This window comes from Salinivibrio sp. IB574 (assembly GCF_001996205.1).
Lineage (GTDB): Bacteria > Pseudomonadota > Gammaproteobacteria > Enterobacterales > Vibrionaceae > Salinivibrio > Salinivibrio proteolyticus.
In genome coordinates this window covers 53,828-71,310 of the sequence record NZ_MUFN01000004.1, presented here as the reverse complement: position 1 = coordinate 71,310, position 17,483 = coordinate 53,828, and the positions used below count along the sequence as shown (strand labels likewise).

Here is a 17,483-nt window from a genome sequence, read left to right as displayed (position 1 = left end):
TGTATCTCAAATGTATCTTTTAATCAATAGAAGACTTACAATTTGGCGGAGAAGCAAGAGGCACATATGCAACTAACCAGCTTTACAGATTATGGACTTCGCACGTTGATTTTTCTGGCCTCCTTGCCAGAGGGTGAGCTCACCAACATTACCGAGGTGACACGCTTGTTTGGTGTGTCGCGCAATCATATGGTGAAAGTCATCAACCGTTTAGGGCAGTTGGGGTACATTCAAACGGTGCGCGGAAAGAACGGGGGGATTCGTCTACTGCAAGCGCCGACCGCGATCACGGTGGGGCAAGTCGTACGCGATCTTGAACCGTTGGAACTCGTCAATTGCTCGGTTGAGTTTTGTCATATCACTCCAGCGTGCCGATTAAAAGATCGCTTAGCGAAAGCCAAGCAAGCCTTTTTAAAGGAGTTGGATGCATGCACCATCGATGCGCTTATCAACGACAATCGCGAGTTAATGATCCTGCTTACCCGCCCCTAAATGTGCAAGGACCGCACTAAGTAGAGCTTATGGCCAATTCCGCTTCAACACACTCTGCCTCGACACCATCTGCTTCAAGTCGCAACAGTAAAAATCTGACCGTTTTGTGGGAGCTGATTGCGTTTATTCGTCCTTATCGCTGGCAAGTGAGTGCCGCGTTGCTTGCCTTAGTGTTTACTGCATCACTAACGCTGTCGGTTGGACATGGCGTTCGGCTTTTGATCGACCAAGGCTTTGCGCAGCAATCACTGGTTGAGCTGGGGAACGCGGTACAGTTTATTTTGCTGATCACGGTATTAATCGCGATCGGTACCTTCTTCCGCTTCTATCTGGTGTCATCGGTAGGTGAACGGGTCAGTGCCGATATTCGCCAAGCAGTGTTTGATCATGTGATTGGCCTGCATCCGAGCTATTTTGAAACCCACGGGAGTGGCGAGATCATGTCGCGGATCACCACAGATACCAGCTTGCTGCAAAACATCATCGGCTCTTCCTTTTCCATGGCGATGCGCAGTGCGCTGATGTGTGTGGGCGCCATCATCATGCTGTTTGCCACCAATATTAAACTGACCTTGATTGTGCTGGCCTCCGTGCCTTTTATTTTGGTGCCAATACTTATCTATGGCCGTCGTGTGCGGGCGTTGTCGCGGCAAAGCCAAGATTCGATGGCGGATGTAGGCAGCTATGCCGGTGAAGCCATCACCAATATTAAAACCGTGCAAAGCTTCGCAGTAGAAGATCACGCCAAAGCCGCATTTGGGCAAGAAGTGGAGCGCGCCTATCAGATCGGACGCGAGCGCGTGAAACAACGAGCCATTCTTATTTCTGGCGTGATCGTGATTGTGTTCAGCGCCATTACTGGCATGTTATGGGTCGGCGGTCGCGATGTGATTCAAGGCAGCATGTCAGCAGGCGATTTGGGCGCCTTTGTATTTTTCGCCATCATGGTTGCCTCTTCGATGGCTACCTTGTCGGAAGTGATGGGGGAGTTGCAGCGCGCGGCAGGCGCGACGGAGCGCTTGGTGGAACTGTTGCACGTGCAAAGCCATATTCGCACTCCTTCTACCTCACCGAGTGTCGATGCCCAATCACTGAGCAATGATATTCGCTTTGAAGCGGTGCATTTTCATTATCCCACGCGGCCCCATCAACCGGCGATTGATACGCTGAACCTTGCTATTCAGCCCGGTGAAGTTGTGGCGTTAGTTGGGCCGTCGGGAGCGGGGAAAACCACCGTATTTGAGTTATTGCAACGCTTCTACGATCCGCAGTTAGGCGCGGTTATGTTGGGCGGACAAGATATCCGTAGCTTGTCCCCGCAAGCGTTGCGCCAACAAATGGCTCTGGTGCCACAACAACCTGCCCTGTTCAGCGATGATGTGATAGGTAACATCCGCTACGGCAGGCCAGATGCCAGTGAGCAAGCCGTGAAAGAGGCAGCCATTCAAGCGCACGCTGATGCCTTTATTCAGCAATTACCGGATGGTTATCACAGCTTTTTAGGTGAGCGAGGCGTGCGGCTTTCGGGCGGCCAACGACAGCGAATTGCGATTGCCCGCGCAATTCTTAAGGACCCACGGATTTTATTGCTCGATGAAGCGACCAGTGCCCTTGATAGCGAAAGTGAGCATGCGGTGCAGCAAGGCTTGGCGGCTTTAATGCGGGACCGCACTACCCTGATTATCGCCCACCGCTTATCGACCATTCAGCACGCTGACCGCATTGTCGTCATGGATCAAGGTAAGCTTGTTGATGTAGGCAGCCATACCGACTTGCTGGCACGCTGCCCGCTGTACCAGCGCTTGGTAAAACGGCAATTTAGCCATGTCTCAAATGGCTAAGCGTTGTTTTCCAATTCTTTGATTTGTTGGTCAATCTTTTCCGCTTCTTCGGTAAGCAGTGAATAGCCACGGATATCGCCGTTGCGCTGCGCCTGAAAGGCTTGTTGCTGCTTAGCTTCATACTGTTTTTTAAGCTTTTTAACCGGATTTGGCTTTAAAAATGAGAGCATGTCGTGTCCTTATTTGAGGGTTACGGGTATCACTACGACCTAACCTCTTGATTGGATGACAGCGACTGTGCATTAGTACTTATCGTATCCACTTTTTATCGTGGAATGAACCTGACTAAATAAATAGATATCTTGCCCGTTTATTTAGGTGGCGGGATATTACTCATCTTGCTCACCACGTTTCCCTATGACCGACAAACGATGACACAGCCATACAAAGTATGGACAGAGTGTTTAAGTCTATTTCTATATATTCAATCACTCCTCAAATAGCCAGATAGTAAAAATAATATGAAACCAGGGAAGACCGGCATTTATCGAATGATAGATGCGACCGGTTATTCAGTGATGGGGTTAAAGTCGGCGTGGAAGTCTGAAGCGGAATTCAGGCAAGAGTGTGTGATGGCTTTTGTTCTTATGATTACAGCCTATTTTATTCCAGTTACATCGATCGAACGCATTTTAATGATAGGGAGTTTAGGGCTTGTCCTTATTGTTGAGTTATTGAACTCCGCCATCGAAGCTGCGATAGACCGTATTGGGGATGAGTGGCACGCATATAGTAAGAAAGCGAAAGATATTGGCTCATCTGCCGTGCTTTTTTCAATTGTTCTCACCCTGTTTGTGTGGGTGTCATGTGTGGTGAATATTAAATGATAAAAAGTCAGAATCATACAAGCGGAATAAGCATAACAATGTTTACCACGTTGGTCGCAATCTACTTTTCCGTCGTGATAAATGTTCCCTTTTATAAAGAGTTGCAAAGTATTTTTTCATCGCTTGAAGAGGTGAAGACCGGCTTTGTTATTTCTATCCCTCTGTTCTTATTCTTTGCTTTAAATATTGTGTTCTCATTATTTTCTTGGCCAAAGATTACCAAGCCATTTTTTATTGTCTTAGTGCTTTTATCCAGTATTGTTTGCTATGCAGAATACAATTACGGAGTCATGTTTGATGTTGATATGATAACCAATATTGTAGAAACCGATACCGGAGAGGCAAGGGCGTATTTAAGTTTCTATGCACTTATCTGGGTGTTAGCCATTGGTGTGGCTCCCGTTATCTTTATAATGCGCTGTACCATTCAGCCAGCCGGGAAAATGTGGCTTCCGCTATTACGGGATAAGCTTATATCTATCACTGTATCGCTAATCGCGCTGGCGATTATATTTGTTTTTTATTATCAAGACTATGCATCCGTAGGAAGAAATAATAGCTACCTTAGAAAACTGATTATACCGACACAATATGTCTACAGTCTCTCTGGTTATGTGAAAGAGCAATACTTTTCGTCGCCGATACCTTACGTAAAGCTGGGCGACGATGCGACACAATCAGAACGGGCGATTGATCAGTCCTTGGATAAACCTAGCGTATTCATTTTCGTGGTCGGTGAAACTGCACGGACTCAGAACTATCAGGCCAACGGTTATGATAGGCCAACTAATCCGTATACCGCTGGGCAGGATGTGATTTCCTTCCGTGATGTCACCTCGTGTGGTACAGCAACAGCGGTTTCGGTTCCTTGTATGTTTTCGCTATTGCCTCGACAAGACTTTGATCGTCATCGCGCAGAAAACCAAGACAATGCTTTGGATATATTGCAACGAGCAGGGGTCGATATCTTATGGAAAGAAAATAATGGCGGTGATAAAGGGGTAGCTAAACATGTCAAAAAAATAGAAATCGATAGACGAAGAAAAGACGCATTTTGTAACGGAAGCACATGTTACGACATGGCCCTGATTGAACACATCAATAACGATATCGATGAAATGCAAGGCAATCGAATTATATTCTTGCATCTGATTGGTAGTCATGGTCCAACGTACTTTCAGCGTTACCCTAAAGACATGGCGTATTTTCAACCTGACTGTGCGCGCTCAGATATCGAAAACTGTGAAAGAGAAACTATCATCAACAGCTACGATAACACCATCCGTTATACGGACTATGTGTTGAGCAAAGTGATTGAAACACTTAAAGATAAAAGTGATGAGTATAATACCGCGATGATGTACGTCTCTGATCATGGTGAATCATTGGGTGAAAATGGCGTTTACTTGCATGGCCTTCCCTATCGCTTTGCCCCTGATTACCAGAAGAAAGTACCGTTGATGGTATGGCTCTCCGATGGTTTTAAGCAAGCCAAGTCTATCAACGCCTCGTGTTTACGCGAAAAGGCGATGAATACAGGCCATTACTCTCACGATAATATCTTTCATTCGTTACTTGGCGTGATGGACATAGAAACACGTGTCTATCAGCCCGATAATGACATATTTTCTTCATGCCGGATGCAATAGCTGAATGAGACATCATTCGTAAAAGAGGGCGAGCCTTGATAAGGCTCGCCGATGTGCATGGCTTGGTGTGATGAGAATAGGCTTATCTAAAACGAGTAGGTTACGCCCAGTGCGCCACCAAGTTGCAATTCTGGGCCGCCGTGGAAATTGACCTCTGGGTGCACTTGGCCATAAGCACTGATCTGTTTGTTGATGGCCCAATCGAGTCCAATCGGCAAACGCACGCCATAGTCGTCATCCCACTCGGCCCAGCCACCGGCGCCCACATACCAATCAACCGGGATATCGGGATTATCAAAAGTGCCGTGTTGAAAAAGGTAATCAAATGCGGTGCCGCCATTGCCGAGGGTAAAACGGTATTGATCGTCGACTTCTAGGACTGCGCTCAGTTGTTGGTCAACGGCAAGTCCTGCCGAGATATTGGTTTTTTCTTTCGCCATCGCTTGAGCCGTGAGACTCACTGCAAGTAGGAGACCGAGAGCGATAGGTTTCATAGTGTGCCTTAAAACTGCTTGTTCAGATGGCACAGAATGTAGCGATGTCAGCAGAACAATCTGTCAAGCGTATGTCAGCCGCTTTTAAAACCTTCTGCAGGAATGTCAGCGATTAATCATTAAAAAAGTCGTCAATGATCGCTTGGTACTCTCCGGTGGCTTTCATATCTGCTAATGCATGATCAAATTGGTCGCGTAGGGTCGATAGCTCACGCATTTTAGAAAAGGCAATGTAACTGGGGGTGTCTTCAATCGGGTGGGGGTTGATCTCGACAATACCCTTCATATTAAGCTGGTTAATCAGCGCGCGTGCACCAAAATGGTTGCTGAGCCACAAGCGTGCTCGGCCACTTTCCAACATCCGAAGACATTGTGGCGCGCGAGTCAGGCGGAAAACCTGATCGAATTGATTTTGTGCCAAGGCAGTATCCATTCGGCTGCCGTAGCTGACTTGATTGATCACGCAGACGGAGTAAGCGCTAAAATTGAACGATTGAATAGCGTCTTCAGAGATACTGACATCGGGGCGATGAACAAATCGGATCCCTTGCTGAAATAAAATCTGCTCAGAGTAATCGAGAAAGGCTTCGCGCTCTGACGTTTTGAATATGGTGAATATACCATCCGCTAAGCCGGTTCGGACTTGATAGAGTGCTCGGGCCCATGGCAGCACTTCAATCTCGACGTCATAGCCCAGCTTGGCGAAGGTTCTACTGACCACCCGCACCGCCACACCATCCAGTGAGCTATCCGAGGTTTGAATATAGGGAGGGTATTCTAACGTGACTAACCGCACGGTTGCCGTAGCGGCATTGACCGTTCCGGCCATTCCCAACAGCAGTCCCATCAACAGCACGCGTACAACAGGGCGTCGACATAAACTCAGCAAGGCTTAATCACTCTCAGTAAACGGGTGCATTGCCTTAAGTTTAGCCAGCGAGCAGTAAGACGGGAGAAAATTTTGCTGAGCGAGATATTACGGAGGGCGGTTTTAGCCAAGGCTGGCATTGCAGGCTGTTGAATCGCAATAGTGGATATATAGAGCAATAAAAAAGGCGAACCGAGCGGCTCGCCATTAACATCACTATTTATTATCTAAATTCAGGGAATAACTTATTTCCAGTCTTGAACACCGTATCTAGATAAGATCTCATCTAGCTCGCCGTTTTTACGCAATAATTTAATTCCATCGTCTAATGCTTGTACAATATCTTTTGAATCAGGGTTATTTGGACCACAGGCAATATATAAGTATGCTTCACCAAGTAAACCAGCTGGCACGATACTATCAGTAAGATTCATTTCCTTTAATTTGCTGCCCATCACTACGGTAGACTCTATAATCAAGTCGATTCTTTTTGCTAAAAGTTTTCTTATGTTTTTTTCTAGAGCATCATTCCCCGCTAAGGGCACACTATTTCTATCAAGCCAAGCATCTACTTCTTCATCATAGTAATATCCCAATATGGTTCCAACTCTCTGATTCGATAAAGAGGATAAATCAATATATTGGAAATCATCATCTCTATTTTTATAAAATGCGGCTTGAAATAGACCGTATGGTTCTTTACCAAAAACAAAACCAGGAGCATCTAAATCCCCAGCGCCGACGATACAATGAATACTATTCGCCCTCGCACTTTTAATAGCTCTTTCCCAAGGCATAATTCGATACTCAAGCGTTAATCCTTTATCTTTCAATGCCAATTCAGCGATTTCTATCATAAAACCAGGGTTATCCGCTTTTGGGTCTCCATTCATTGGGTACCATTCGTCACCGGCAACTATGATGGTTTTAGATAACGCACTTAAGGAATAAAAAAAGATCGCCAGAAATAATAATATTTTCATTAGTTAATCTACGATGCCTTAATAAATTTTTCCTTATTATGTATAGTAGGTGATGGCATTATAGTCAAATCGGGTATGCGACATCTAAAGTTTTGCTGGCATTGTTGCTTAATTGATGGAATTAGATCAAGACGCTACGATCTGAAAGGCTACATCTATTAATGTAGTGGCCAACTAAAGCCGGCCGCGGTTTCAGCAACGGTGCAGTGTTGGTCGACGGCAAGATCCTCCGAGAGAGATAGATTTCATAGTGTGTCTTAAAACTGCCTTTTCAGATTGTACAGAGTGCAGCGGTGCTTGGAGAACAATCGGTTAAGCGTTTTTCATCCGCTTCTAAAACCTTGTGCAGGAATGTCAGCGATTAATCATTAAAAAAGTCATCAACGATGGCTTGATATTCTCCGGTCGCTTTCATGTCTGCTAATGCGTGATCAAATTGGTCACGCAGAGTTGAGAGTTCTTTTGCTTTAGAAAACGCAATGTAACTGGGGGTATCTTCGATAGGATGAGGATTGATCGTGACCATATCCTTCATATTGAGCTGGTTAATCAGGGCGCGTGCCCCAAAATAGTTGCTGATCCACAAGCGTGCGCGGCCACTTTCCAACATCCGAAGGCACTGTGGTGCAAGCGTTAGACGCAAAACCTGATCGAATTGATTTTGTGCCAAGGCAGTATCTATTCGGCTGCCGTAACTGAATTGGTTGATCACGCAGACGGAGGAGTAAGCGCCAAAATCGAACGATTGAATGGCGTCTTCAAAGATTCTGACATTGGAGCGGTGAACTACTCGGATCTCTTGTTGAAATAATACCTGCTGAGAATAATCGAGAAAGGTTTCACGCTCTGACGTTTTGAAAATGGTGAATATACCGTCCGCTAGGCCGGTGCGGACTTTATAGAGTGCTCGCGCCCATGGCAGCACTTCAATCTCGACATCGTAGCCCAGCTTTGCGAAGGCTCGACTGACCACCCGCACCGCTACACCATCCACTGAACCATCCGCTGTTTGAATATAAGGTGGATATTCTTGCGTGACTAAACGTACGGTTGACGTAGTAGCATGAACCATTCCGGTCATTCCGAACAGCAGTACCATCAATAGCAAGCGTACAGTAGGACGTCGACATAAATTCAGCAAAGCCTAATCACTCCCAGTACCATGGCGGATTGCCTTCATTTTAGCCTACAAGTATAAGGCGGGGGAAAATTTCGCTGAGTGAGGTGTTGCGGAGAGCGATATTAGACGAGGCTGCCACTATAGGTTGTTGAACCCCAATGATGGATAGCACTCAACAATAACAAAGGCGAACCGAGCGGCTCGCCTTTAACATCACTATTGCCGAAAGCGGAGTCGATTACTCATCCATATAGCTTTCAATGCTAGGGCAAGAGCAAATCAGGTTGCGGTCACCGTAGACGTTATCGACACGGTTGACTGATGGCCAGTATTTGCTTGCCTTGTTATGGGCAGATGGGAAGCAAGCCAACTCACGTGAATAGGCGTGAGACCATTCGTCAGCCATTAGATCCGCTTGGGTGTGGGGTGCATTGACCAATGGGTTGTCTTCCAGCGTCCACTCACCGTCTTGCACCTTGGCAATTTCCTCGCGGATAGCAATCATGGCATCACAGAAGCGATCCAATTCCTCTTGGCTTTCACTTTCGGTCGGCTCAACCATTAGGGTGCCCGCGACCGGGAACGACATGGTCGGCGCGTGGAAGCCATAATCCATCAAGCGTTTGGCAATGTCTTCTTCGCTGATGCCGGATGCCTCTTTGAGCGGGCGAATGTCGATAATACATTCGTGCGCAATGCGTCCGTTTTTGCCGCGATAAAGCACGGGGTAGTAGGGACGCAAACGCTCCATCACATAGTTGGCACTGAGAATCGCCAACTCGGTCGCGCGCGTCAGGCCTTGTTCACCCATCATGGCGATGTACGCCCATGAAATAGGAAGAATCGAGGCGCTACCCATAGGTGCAGCCGAGACGGCAAATTCGTCACCTTGCTCGACATGGCCGGGAAGGAAAGGCGCAAGGTGCGATTTCACGCCAATCGGTCCCATGCCCGGGCCGCCGCCACCGTGGGGAATACAGAAGGTTTTATGCAGGTTGAGATGCGAGACGTCTGAGCCAATGTAGCCCGGCGTGGTCAGCCCTACTTGCGCATTCATGTTGGCGCCATCCAAGTAAACTTGGCCGCCAGCCTCGTGCACCAGCTCGCACACTTGCTGCACGGTTTCTTCGTACACACCATGTGTCGATGGGTAGGTGATCATAATGCATGAGAGCGCATCGCGGTGTTTTTCGATCTTGGCTTTCAGATCGTCAATGTCGATGTTGCCGTCGTTATCACAGCCAACGACAACCACTTTCATTGAGACCATGGCCGCGGAGGCAGGATTGGTGCCGTGCGCGGAGCTTGGGATCAAGCACACGTTGCGGTGACTGTCACCACGACTTTCATGGTAGCGCTGAATCGCGATTAAGCCGGCATACTCCCCTTGCGCGCCTGAGTTCGGCTGCATGGAGATCTCGTCGTAGCCGGTGATTTCACACAGCATGTCACGCAGTGATTTACCCAGTGTTTGATAGCCTTTGGCCTGCTCCAATGGCACAAACGGGTGCAGGGCGCCAAACTCTGGCCAGGTGACGGGGATCATCTCGGCCGCGGCGTTTAGCTTCATGGTACAGCTGCCCAGCGGGATCATACCGTGGGTAAGGGAGAAGTCTTTGTTTTCCAACGCCTTCATATAGCGCATCAGCTTGGTTTCACTGTGATAGCGGTTAAAGACTGGGTGCGTCAGGTACGCGCTACTACGGCGGCATGCGGCAGGGATTGCGGCAAATTCATCGGCTTCAATATCGCTCGCCAAGGCTTCCGCATTGCCTTGACCGGTAAGCGCGGTAAGTAATTGATTGACTTCTGCTAGCGTGCTCGCTTCATCAAAGCTCACGCCGAGCTGGCCATCCAGTTTACGCAGATTAAAACCGGCGTCCTGCGCTTGTTGATACAAGGCATCGGTTTGCTCGCCTGTGTTGAGCGTGACGGTATCAAAGAAGCTGTCGTGAGTAAGGCTCAATCCCGCCGCTTGTAACGATTTGGCAAACAACGCGGTGAGATGATGCACACGGCGGGCAATTTTCTTTAGGCCTTCTGGACCGTGATATACCGCATAAAAAGCAGCCATGTTGGCGAGCAACGCTTGGGCGGTACAAATATTGGAGGTCGCTTTTTCACGGCGAATATGTTGCTCGCGCGTTTGCATCGCCATGCGCAGGGCTTGGTTGCCTTTGCTATCGACCGATACGCCAATCACACGGCCTGGCATGGTGCGCTTGAGCTTGTCACGCGTGGCCATAAAGGCGGCGTGTGGGCCACCGTAACCCATAGGTACACCAAAGCGTTGTGCTGAGCCAATCACCACATCCGCGCCCATTTCACCCGGCGCTTTAAGCAAGGTGAGTGAAAGCAGATCGGTGGCGACGGCGACCAAGGTCTTCTTGCTTTGCGCTTCCGCGATAAGCGCGCTGAGATCGCGCACTTCACCGGTAGTGCCCGGGTACTGGAGCAGGGCGCCAAATACATCGTGCTGGTTCAGTTTGTCGGTGTCATCAACAACGATGTCATAGCCGAGGAAGTTGGCGCGCGTTTTAATCACATCCAAGGTTTGTGGGTGCACATCGCTGGCAACAAAAAAGGCGTTGCCTTTGTGCTTGCCGCCACGCTTACACAGCGTCATGGCTTCCGCGGCTGCGGTAGCTTCGTCGAGCAGTGACGCGTTCGCCAAATCCATCCCCGTTAGGTCCATCACCATCTGCTGGAAGTTCAGCAACGATTCTAACCGGCCTTGTGAGATCTCGGGCTGATAAGGGGTATAAGCCGTGTACCAGCCTGGGTTTTCCAACACATTGCGTAAAATAGGGGGGGGAGTATGCGTGTGGTAGTAGCCTTGACCGATCAGGCTGCGCTTAATGGTGTTTTGCGCGGCAATGTTGCTAAGTTCGGCCAGCATCTGGGTTTCGCTTTTGGGCGCACTCAGGTTTAGCGGTTTTGGCAAGCGAATGTCAGCAGGGACAGTTTCTTCAATTAAGTGCTCAAGGCTGGTGGCATTAATCGCCGCCAGCATCGCATTTTGCTGATTGGTATCGGGACCATTGTGGCGCGCGATAAAATCATTATCGGCCACTAGGCTATCGAGTAAACGAGTTTGCGTCATGGTATTCGTCCTGAATTAGTCTTCAATCGTTGCCGCGTACGCGTCTGCATCCATCAAGTGATCCAAATTGGTATCGTCAGCCAGCTTAATTTTGGCAATCCATCCACCTTCAAAGGGTGCTTCGTTGACCAGCTCTGGACTATCTTCCAAATCTTCATTGATAGCGACGACTTCACCATCTACGGGGGCATAGATATCAGACGCGGCTTTCACTGATTCCACCAAAGAGAAGCTCTCACCTTGTTCAGTACTGTCGCCAACCTCGGGTAGATCGACAAACACGACATCACCAAGCAGTTCTTGGGCATGATCAGTGATCCCCATAGTGACAGTGCCATCGCCGTTGTCTTTAACCCACTCATGGCTTTTCGAAAACTTCAGTGTCGCGTCCATTTGTTACTCTCCTGCTTTAAATACGAGCTGCTCAAACAATGAGCGATTTACAATGTAAAATGAGTTGGCGTTGGTGACGCCAGCTCTTTAATTCAATTTACTGGCGATACACGGGGAAACGTGCGCAAAGTTGCTGCACGTCTTTACGCACGCGCGCCTCGATGTCGGCGTTGCCTTCTGGCGCCTCGACGAGGGCATCCAACACATCGCCTATCCACTCGCCGATTTGACGAAATTCATCGGTACCGAAACCGCGGCTAGTGCCGGCTGGGGTGCCAAGGCGAATGCCGGAGGTGATCATGGGCTTTTCGGTGTCAAAGGGGATGCCGTTTTTATTACAGGTGATCCCAGCACGTTCAAGTGCTTGCTCAGTTTGATTGCCCTTTAAGCCTTTCGGGCGCAAATCAACCAGCATCAAGTGGGTATCGGTGCCGCCGGTAACAATGTCGCAGCCACGGGCTTGGAGCACTTCCGCGAGCGCTTTGGCGTTAGCAACCACTTGATCAATATACAGTTTAAACTCAGGCTCTAATGCCTCACCCAATGCAACGGCTTTGGCCGCAATCACGTGCATCAGTGGACCGCCTTGCAGACCGGGGAACACTGCTGAATTGATCTTTTTGTTGATATCTTCGTGATTGGTCAGGATCATGCCACCGCGTGGGCCACGCAGGGTTTTATGGGTAGTGGTCGTGACCACATGCGCATGCGGCAACGGCGAGGGATGGGCGCCAGTGGCAACCAAGCCAGCGATATGCGCCATATCAACCATCAGGTAGGCGCCTACTTCATCGGCAATCGCGCGGAAACGGGCGAAATCGATATGGCGAGGGATCGCACTGCCGCCGGCGATAATCATCTTGGGTTGATGCTCTCGAGCGAGCACAGCGACTTCATCGTAATCAATTTCCAGACTATCTTTGCTCACGCCATACTGCACGGCGTTAAACCATTTACCGGATAGTGCAGGGCGCGCGCCATGAGTGAGGTGGCCGCCAGCATCGAGTGACATACCTAAAATGGTGTCACCGGGTTGCAGTAGCGCCAGCATTACGGCGCCGTTGGCTTGTGCGCCCGAATGCGGCTGCACATTGACATACTCGCAGTTAAATAGCTGTTTGGCACGAGCTTGAGCGATGGCTTCGACTTCGTCAACGTGCTCGCAGCCGCCATAATAGCGGCGGCCCGGATAACCTTCGGCGTATTTATTGGTTAAGCAGGTACCTTGCGCTTGCATCACGGCTTGCGAAACGATGTTTTCTGACGCAATCAATTCGATTTGTTGCTGCTGGCGTTTATGTTCCGCGTTAATCGCGGCCATCACGGCACCGTCTGATTCAGACAAGTTGGTTGAGAAGAATTGCTCAAGTTCTGCGTTTGGGTAGCTGGGTTTCATTGCTTCATCCTTGTTGACTGGCCGTGGCTTAGCAGGCCACCACATTAATTGGGATCACATTGGTAGCAAGGCCGCCTTGCGAGGTTTCCTTGTACTTGCTCATCATGTCGAGCCCTGTTTCGTGCATGGTTTTTATCACGCTATCGAGTGACACATGGTGTTCACCATCACCGCCCAATGCGAGGCGGGTTGCGTTAATCGCCTTCACTGCGCCCATAGTGTTGCGTTCGATGCAGGGCACCTGCACCAAGCCATTAATGGGATCGCAAGTGAGCCCTAGGTTGTGCTCCATGCCGATCTCTGCTGCGTTTTCAATCTGCGCATTGGTGCCTCCCATCGCTGCAGCCAGCCCCGCTGCTGCCATGGAACAGGCGACTCCGATTTCCCCTTGGCAACCCACTTCGGCCGCCGAGATCGACGCATTGGTTTTATACAAGGAACCAATCGCGGCAGAAGTCGCTAAAAAGGTACGAATACCTTCTGGATTGTTGGGCGAGACAAACTTGTCGTAATACGCCAACACCGCTGGGATCACACCTGCTGCGCCATTGGTCGGCGCGGTAACCACTCGGCCACCGGCGGCATTTTCTTCGTTGACTGCCATGGCAAACAGATTGACCCAATCATTGCTGTCTGTCGGTAATCCATGCGCTTGTTTGTCATGAATGGCGTCGTACATCCCTTTAGCGCGTCGCTTAATGTTTAAACCGCCGGGTAAGATGCCGCCTTGTTGAATACCACGGTCGATGCACTCGCGCATCACTTGCCAAATATGATCGAGCCCTTGATTGACGGTATCCCGCGTCGCACTGGGGTCGGTATACTGAGCTTGCGCAATTTCATTGGTAAACATCAACTCACTGATTGTCATACCCGTTTTTTTGCATTGCTCAAGTAACTCTGCCGCACTTTTGAACGGATAGGGGGGCGTAAAGTCGGAGGCCAGCGCATCCGTTTCACCTTCTTCCACCACAAATCCACCGCCGACCGAAAAATAGGTTTTTCGTGCCAAGCATTTGTCTTTTTTGTCATAAACACTGACGGTCATGCCATTGGGATGGGCGGGTAACACCTGATCGTAGTGAAACACCAAATCCGCATCCCAACTAAACGGGACATAATGACTACCAGCAAAGGGCAGTTCGCCGCCGTTTTTAACCATTTTGGTCATGGTTTCTATGTCGCCTGATTCGATGGTGGCGGGCATTTCGCCCATTAGCCCCATCACACACGCGACGTCCGTGGCGTGGCCCTTTCCGGTTAACGCCAAGGAGCCGTATAAATCGACGCTCACGCGATGAATCGCATCGAGCGAGAGTGTTTGGATCGCGAATTGTGAAAAGCGTGCGCAGGCCAACATTGGCCCAACGGTGTGCGAGCTGGAGGGTCCGACACCGACTTTAAACAGGTCAAACATGCTGTGACTCATGGCATGTCTCCTACACAGGTAAGGTACGTATTGTTGTTGGTAGATGTCTTTGTAGACACCTTGCATTGCTCACTCATCAGCAGTGCTACCTACAGTTTATATCCTTGCCACAGAACGCTACCTGAAACAGGTCGCTGCAAGCGGCGAGAGTGATAACAACCGGCACGCGTTGGTGATGATTTAAACATTTTGTTAACGTACCTAAGCCGTAACTTTTCCGCAAAATAAATTTCCAATAGGAAACCTATGTTGTGATCGCGATGACAGAACGACCGCCTGCAGTGCGATCAACTTCGCAACGCAAACGTTTGCCTTTTTATCCTAAGCTGAGGTAAATTGCAAACAGCGTCAGGTATCTCATCATCATTTTTCGTACAGCAATGACCTGACAGCTTGTCATTCATGGACTTTTATTCTCAAGCGTATTGTCGGCGAACCCATTGGTCCGCGAATTTGAGAGGAACGAGGCGATTGCACCTTGTCCAATAGAGCTATATTTCCAATAGGAAACTTTTTTGTTAAAAGTGTTAACTATGCCGATGCCGTTCGAGGGTGGGATGTGTCAGAATGCGGCATTAATAGAGTTAACAATGTCAGCGCGGAGGCCGCCCAACGGTGTCAACAAACCATTTAACACAGGATGTGTATCCCTCAATGCAGGTAGAAAAAGCACAAAGGGAGGATGAACCGCACGCCCCTATTGCGCCGTTGCGGTTGGGCCCACGATTAAAAGCGATTCGAGTGGGGTTAGGGCTGACGCTCGAAGAAGCAAGTCAACGCACGGGATTAGCGCGTTCGACCTTATCAAAGATAGAGAATGAGCAAATCTCCCCGACCTTCCAAGCGATGCAAAAACTTGCTCACGGCCTAGACATTGATGTGCCTCAGTTGTTTGCGCCACCCAAAAAACGGCAAGCAACAGGGCGCCGTGATATCACACGAGCCGGTCAGGGTAAGGCGCATCCAACCGGTACCTACGAACACGAGCTACTGGCAACGCAACTGAGCAACAAGAAAATGATGCCATTTAAATCGCGTGTCCGTGCCCGCGCTTTTGAAGATTATAGTGACTGGATCCGTCACGACGGTGAAGAGTTTTTGCTGGTGTTGGAAGGCAGCATTCGCTTTTACTCCGAGTTCTATGAAGCGATCACCCTCAATGAGGGAGACAGTGTTTATTACGATGCCACGATGGGACATATGTTGGCATCGGTCAGCGAGGATGACGCACTCATCTTGTGGGTGACCGCATCCTAACGCAATGTCACGAAAACCGGCGACGCGCATCGTCGACTAGCATTACTTTTTATCGCCATTTAGGCAGAACATGGAGTGAACAATGGCAGAGTTACTAACGACCCCACTACACGCATTGCACATTGAGATGGGCGCAAAGATGGTCCCCTTTGCTGGCTATGATATGCCCGTTCAGTATGCGCTCGGTGTTCGCAAAGAGCATCTCCATTGCCGCGAACACGCAGGCCTGTTTGATGTATCGCATATGGGGCAGGTTCGTCTCGAAGGAAAGGATGCAGCCAAAGCGCTAGAAGCCTTAGTGCCTGTTGATGTCATTGATTTACCGGCAGGCAAACAACGTTATGGCGTGTTTACCAATGAACAAGGCGGTATTTTGGATGACCTCATGATTGCCAACCTAGGCGATCATCTCTTTCTGGTCGTCAACGCCGCCTGCAAAGCACAGGACATTCAGCACCTGCGCGATAACTTGAAAGGGGATGTGACCGTCGAGGTGCTTGATGATCGCGCCTTACTGGCACTTCAAGGCCCGAAGGCGGCGCAAGTGTTGGCGACATTCAACCCGAAGGTTAATGACATGGTGTTCATGGACATTCAACCTGTTGAGATTAATGGCATTTACTGCGTGGTGAGTCGTTCCGGTTACACCGGTGAAGATGGGTTTGAAATTTCGGTGCCGGCGGAGCATGCAGAATCGCTCGCCAAAGCGCTGCTTGCCAATGACGACGTGGAATGGATTGGCCTAGGTGCACGTGATTCACTGCGTTTGGAATGTGGTTTGTGCCTGTATGGTCATGATTTGGATACTACTACCACGCCAATCGAGGCGAGCCTTATTTGGGCGATCAGTAAGGTACGTCGTGCGGAGGGTGAGCGCGCCGGAGGCTTCCCCGGTGAGGCGAAAATTCTCGAGCAGATTGCCACTAAAGCGGTCAGCCGTAAGCGAATTGGTCTCTTGGGCCAAAGCAAAGCGCCTGTGCGTGAAGGCAGCAAGTTGTTCGATGCCAACGATAACGAAATTGGTATCGTGACCAGTGGTACCTTTGGTCCCACTAAAGGCATGCCGGTTGCGATGGCGTATGTGTCACCGGAATTTACCGCGGTGGGCACGGAGGTGTTTGCCGAAGTACGTGGCAAAAAGCTGCCCATGACCGTCGAGAAAATGCCCTTTGTACCGCAGCGTTATTATCGCGGCTAACTAGGGCGACGGAGAATAAAAAGCGCAGCGTCAATCAGCTGCGCTTTTTTATGGGCAGTGAGCAATAAGGTTACGCGTTGCTAAGCTGCTCAACCGCCTCTAGGGCTTGCGCACCATAAATCAACGAAGGGCCGCCGCCCATTAAAATAGCGACGTTGATCGCCTCAACACACTCTTGCTTGGTGGCGCCGTGCTTTAATGCGGCGGCAACATGTGCGCCGATACAGCCATCGCAACGCGCGGCAATACCAATCCCTAATGCAATTAGCTCTTTGGTTTTTACATCAAGGTCGCCTTCTGCCATTGCGGCACGATGAAGCTGACCAAATGCCGCCAGAGTCTCACTGCTGTTTGCTTTAAATTGTTTATTTAACGCCAATTGTTGCTCATTGATTTCTTGATAGTTTTTCTTGGTCATAGTCCCACCTTTTAT

At 49.4% G+C, this 17,483-nt stretch carries 16 protein-coding genes; 6 read left to right on the top strand and 10 right to left on the bottom strand.

Annotated features, from left to right (window positions below):
* The first annotated feature begins 66 nt into the window (after positions 1 to 66).
* Positions 67 to 492, top strand: a complete 426-nt coding sequence (nsrR, locus tag BZJ17_RS03085) for a nitric oxide-sensing transcriptional repressor NsrR (RefSeq protein WP_077639730.1) — start codon at positions 67 to 69, stop codon at positions 490 to 492.
* 29 nt (positions 493 to 521) lie between these two features.
* The gene (locus tag BZJ17_RS03080) at positions 522 to 2,333 is read left to right on the top strand and encodes an ABC transporter transmembrane domain-containing protein (protein ID WP_077639729.1); all 1,812 of its coding nucleotides are present in this window, start codon (positions 522 to 524) and stop codon (positions 2,331 to 2,333) included.
* Here the strand turns inward: BZJ17_RS03080 and BZJ17_RS17030 are convergent.
* Positions 2,330 to 2,503, bottom strand: a complete 174-nt coding sequence (locus BZJ17_RS17030; RefSeq protein ID WP_106406577.1) for a DUF6435 family protein — start codon at positions 2,501 to 2,503, stop codon at positions 2,330 to 2,332. The two genes, BZJ17_RS03080 and BZJ17_RS17030, sit on opposite strands and share 4 nt — an antisense overlap.
* Positions 2,504 to 2,794: 291 nt before the next feature.
* On the opposite strand from BZJ17_RS17030, the gene BZJ17_RS03075 reads away from it, so the two are divergent.
* Both BZJ17_RS03075 and BZJ17_RS03070 read left to right on the top strand, forming a co-directional pair.
* A complete protein-coding gene (locus BZJ17_RS03075; RefSeq protein ID WP_077639728.1) occupies positions 2,795 to 3,160 on the top strand; it encodes a diacylglycerol kinase in 366 nt (121 codons plus the stop codon).
* Complete coding sequence (locus BZJ17_RS03070; protein ID WP_077639727.1) at positions 3,157 to 4,809, top strand: phosphoethanolamine--lipid A transferase; 1,653 nt, start codon at positions 3,157 to 3,159, stop codon at positions 4,807 to 4,809. Before BZJ17_RS03075 ends, BZJ17_RS03070 begins: the two co-directional genes overlap by 4 nt.
* Positions 4,810 to 4,895: 86 nt before the next feature.
* On the opposite strand, the gene BZJ17_RS03065 is transcribed toward BZJ17_RS03070, so the two are convergent.
* The 8 genes from BZJ17_RS03065 to BZJ17_RS03030 all read right to left on the bottom strand — a co-directional run bounded on the left by BZJ17_RS03065 (position 4,896) and on the right by BZJ17_RS03030 (position 14,595).
* Positions 4,896 to 5,303: a hypothetical protein gene (locus BZJ17_RS03065; RefSeq protein ID WP_077639726.1), complete on the bottom strand. Its 408-nt coding sequence runs from the start codon at positions 5,301 to 5,303 to the stop codon at positions 4,896 to 4,898.
* 112 nt (positions 5,304 to 5,415) lie between these two features.
* Positions 5,416 to 6,192: a transporter substrate-binding domain-containing protein gene (locus BZJ17_RS03060; protein WP_131826793.1), complete on the bottom strand. Its 777-nt coding sequence runs from the start codon at positions 6,190 to 6,192 to the stop codon at positions 5,416 to 5,418.
* 224 nt (positions 6,193 to 6,416) lie between these two features.
* The gene (locus BZJ17_RS03055) at positions 6,417 to 7,154 is read right to left on the bottom strand and encodes a transporter substrate-binding domain-containing protein (protein WP_077639724.1); all 738 of its coding nucleotides are present in this window, start codon (positions 7,152 to 7,154) and stop codon (positions 6,417 to 6,419) included.
* A gap of 361 nt (positions 7,155 to 7,515) precedes the next feature.
* Positions 7,516 to 8,295: a transporter substrate-binding domain-containing protein gene (locus BZJ17_RS03050; RefSeq protein ID WP_131826792.1), complete on the bottom strand. Its 780-nt coding sequence runs from the start codon at positions 8,293 to 8,295 to the stop codon at positions 7,516 to 7,518.
* A gap of 217 nt (positions 8,296 to 8,512) precedes the next feature.
* On the bottom strand, positions 8,513 to 11,377 hold the full coding sequence (gene gcvP, locus BZJ17_RS03045) for an aminomethyl-transferring glycine dehydrogenase (RefSeq protein WP_077639722.1): 2,865 nt from the start codon (positions 11,375 to 11,377) through the stop codon (positions 8,513 to 8,515).
* Positions 11,378 to 11,392: 15 nt separating this feature from the next.
* Positions 11,393 to 11,770 carry a glycine cleavage system protein GcvH gene (gene gcvH, locus BZJ17_RS03040; RefSeq protein ID WP_077454958.1) on the bottom strand — a complete coding sequence of 126 codons (378 nt, stop codon included), beginning with the start codon at positions 11,768 to 11,770 and terminating at the stop codon, positions 11,393 to 11,395.
* Positions 11,771 to 11,867: 97 nt separating this feature from the next.
* Positions 11,868 to 13,166, bottom strand: a complete 1,299-nt coding sequence (locus tag BZJ17_RS03035) for a serine hydroxymethyltransferase (RefSeq protein WP_077639721.1) — start codon at positions 13,164 to 13,166, stop codon at positions 11,868 to 11,870.
* A gap of 28 nt (positions 13,167 to 13,194) precedes the next feature.
* Positions 13,195 to 14,595 carry an L-serine ammonia-lyase gene (locus BZJ17_RS03030; RefSeq protein WP_077639720.1) on the bottom strand — a complete coding sequence of 467 codons (1,401 nt, stop codon included), beginning with the start codon at positions 14,593 to 14,595 and terminating at the stop codon, positions 13,195 to 13,197.
* 654 nt (positions 14,596 to 15,249) lie between these two features.
* Between BZJ17_RS03030 and BZJ17_RS03025 the strand changes: the two genes are divergently transcribed.
* Entirely contained in the window at positions 15,250 to 15,852 is a 603-nt protein-coding gene (locus BZJ17_RS03025; protein WP_077454961.1) for an XRE family transcriptional regulator, read from the top strand.
* Positions 15,853 to 15,934: 82 nt separating this feature from the next.
* Complete coding sequence (gene gcvT / locus BZJ17_RS03020) at positions 15,935 to 17,050, top strand: glycine cleavage system aminomethyltransferase GcvT (RefSeq protein ID WP_077639719.1); 1,116 nt, start codon at positions 15,935 to 15,937, stop codon at positions 17,048 to 17,050.
* A 70-nt stretch (positions 17,051 to 17,120) separates the two neighbouring features.
* On the opposite strand, the gene BZJ17_RS03015 is transcribed toward gcvT, so the two are convergent.
* A complete protein-coding gene (locus BZJ17_RS03015; RefSeq protein WP_077481653.1) occupies positions 17,121 to 17,468 on the bottom strand; it encodes a carboxymuconolactone decarboxylase family protein in 348 nt (115 codons plus the stop codon).
* Between the last annotated feature and the right edge of the window lie 15 nt (positions 17,469 to 17,483).

Bases quoted from the DNA above. Each gene is read 5' to 3' on its own strand.
- nsrR (WP_077639730.1), top strand. From the start codon at position 67: ATGCAACTAACCAGCTTTACAGATTATGGACTTCGCACGTTGATTTTT.
- BZJ17_RS03080 (WP_077639729.1), top strand. From the start codon at position 522: ATGGCCAATTCCGCTTCAACACACTCTGCCTCGACACCATCTGCTTCA.
- BZJ17_RS17030 (WP_106406577.1), bottom strand. From the start codon at position 2,503: ATGCTCTCATTTTTAAAGCCAAATCCGGTTAAAAAGCTTAAAAAACAG.
- BZJ17_RS03075 (WP_077639728.1), top strand. From the start codon at position 2,795: ATGAAACCAGGGAAGACCGGCATTTATCGAATGATAGATGCGACCGGT.
- BZJ17_RS03070 (WP_077639727.1), top strand. From the start codon at position 3,157: ATGATAAAAAGTCAGAATCATACAAGCGGAATAAGCATAACAATGTTT.
- BZJ17_RS03065 (WP_077639726.1), bottom strand. From the start codon at position 5,303: ATGAAACCTATCGCTCTCGGTCTCCTACTTGCAGTGAGTCTCACGGCT.
- BZJ17_RS03055 (WP_077639724.1), bottom strand. From the start codon at position 7,154: ATGAAAATATTATTATTTCTGGCGATCTTTTTTTATTCCTTAAGTGCG.
- gcvP (WP_077639722.1), bottom strand. From the start codon at position 11,377: ATGACGCAAACTCGTTTACTCGATAGCCTAGTGGCCGATAATGATTTT.
- gcvH (WP_077454958.1), bottom strand. From the start codon at position 11,770: ATGGACGCGACACTGAAGTTTTCGAAAAGCCATGAGTGGGTTAAAGAC.
- BZJ17_RS03035 (WP_077639721.1), bottom strand. From the start codon at position 13,166: ATGAAACCCAGCTACCCAAACGCAGAACTTGAGCAATTCTTCTCAACC.
- BZJ17_RS03030 (WP_077639720.1), bottom strand. From the start codon at position 14,595: ATGAGTCACAGCATGTTTGACCTGTTTAAAGTCGGTGTCGGACCCTCC.
- BZJ17_RS03025 (WP_077454961.1), top strand. From the start codon at position 15,250: ATGCAGGTAGAAAAAGCACAAAGGGAGGATGAACCGCACGCCCCTATT.
- gcvT (WP_077639719.1), top strand. From the start codon at position 15,935: ATGGCAGAGTTACTAACGACCCCACTACACGCATTGCACATTGAGATG.
- BZJ17_RS03015 (WP_077481653.1), bottom strand. From the start codon at position 17,468: ATGACCAAGAAAAACTATCAAGAAATCAATGAGCAACAATTGGCGTTA.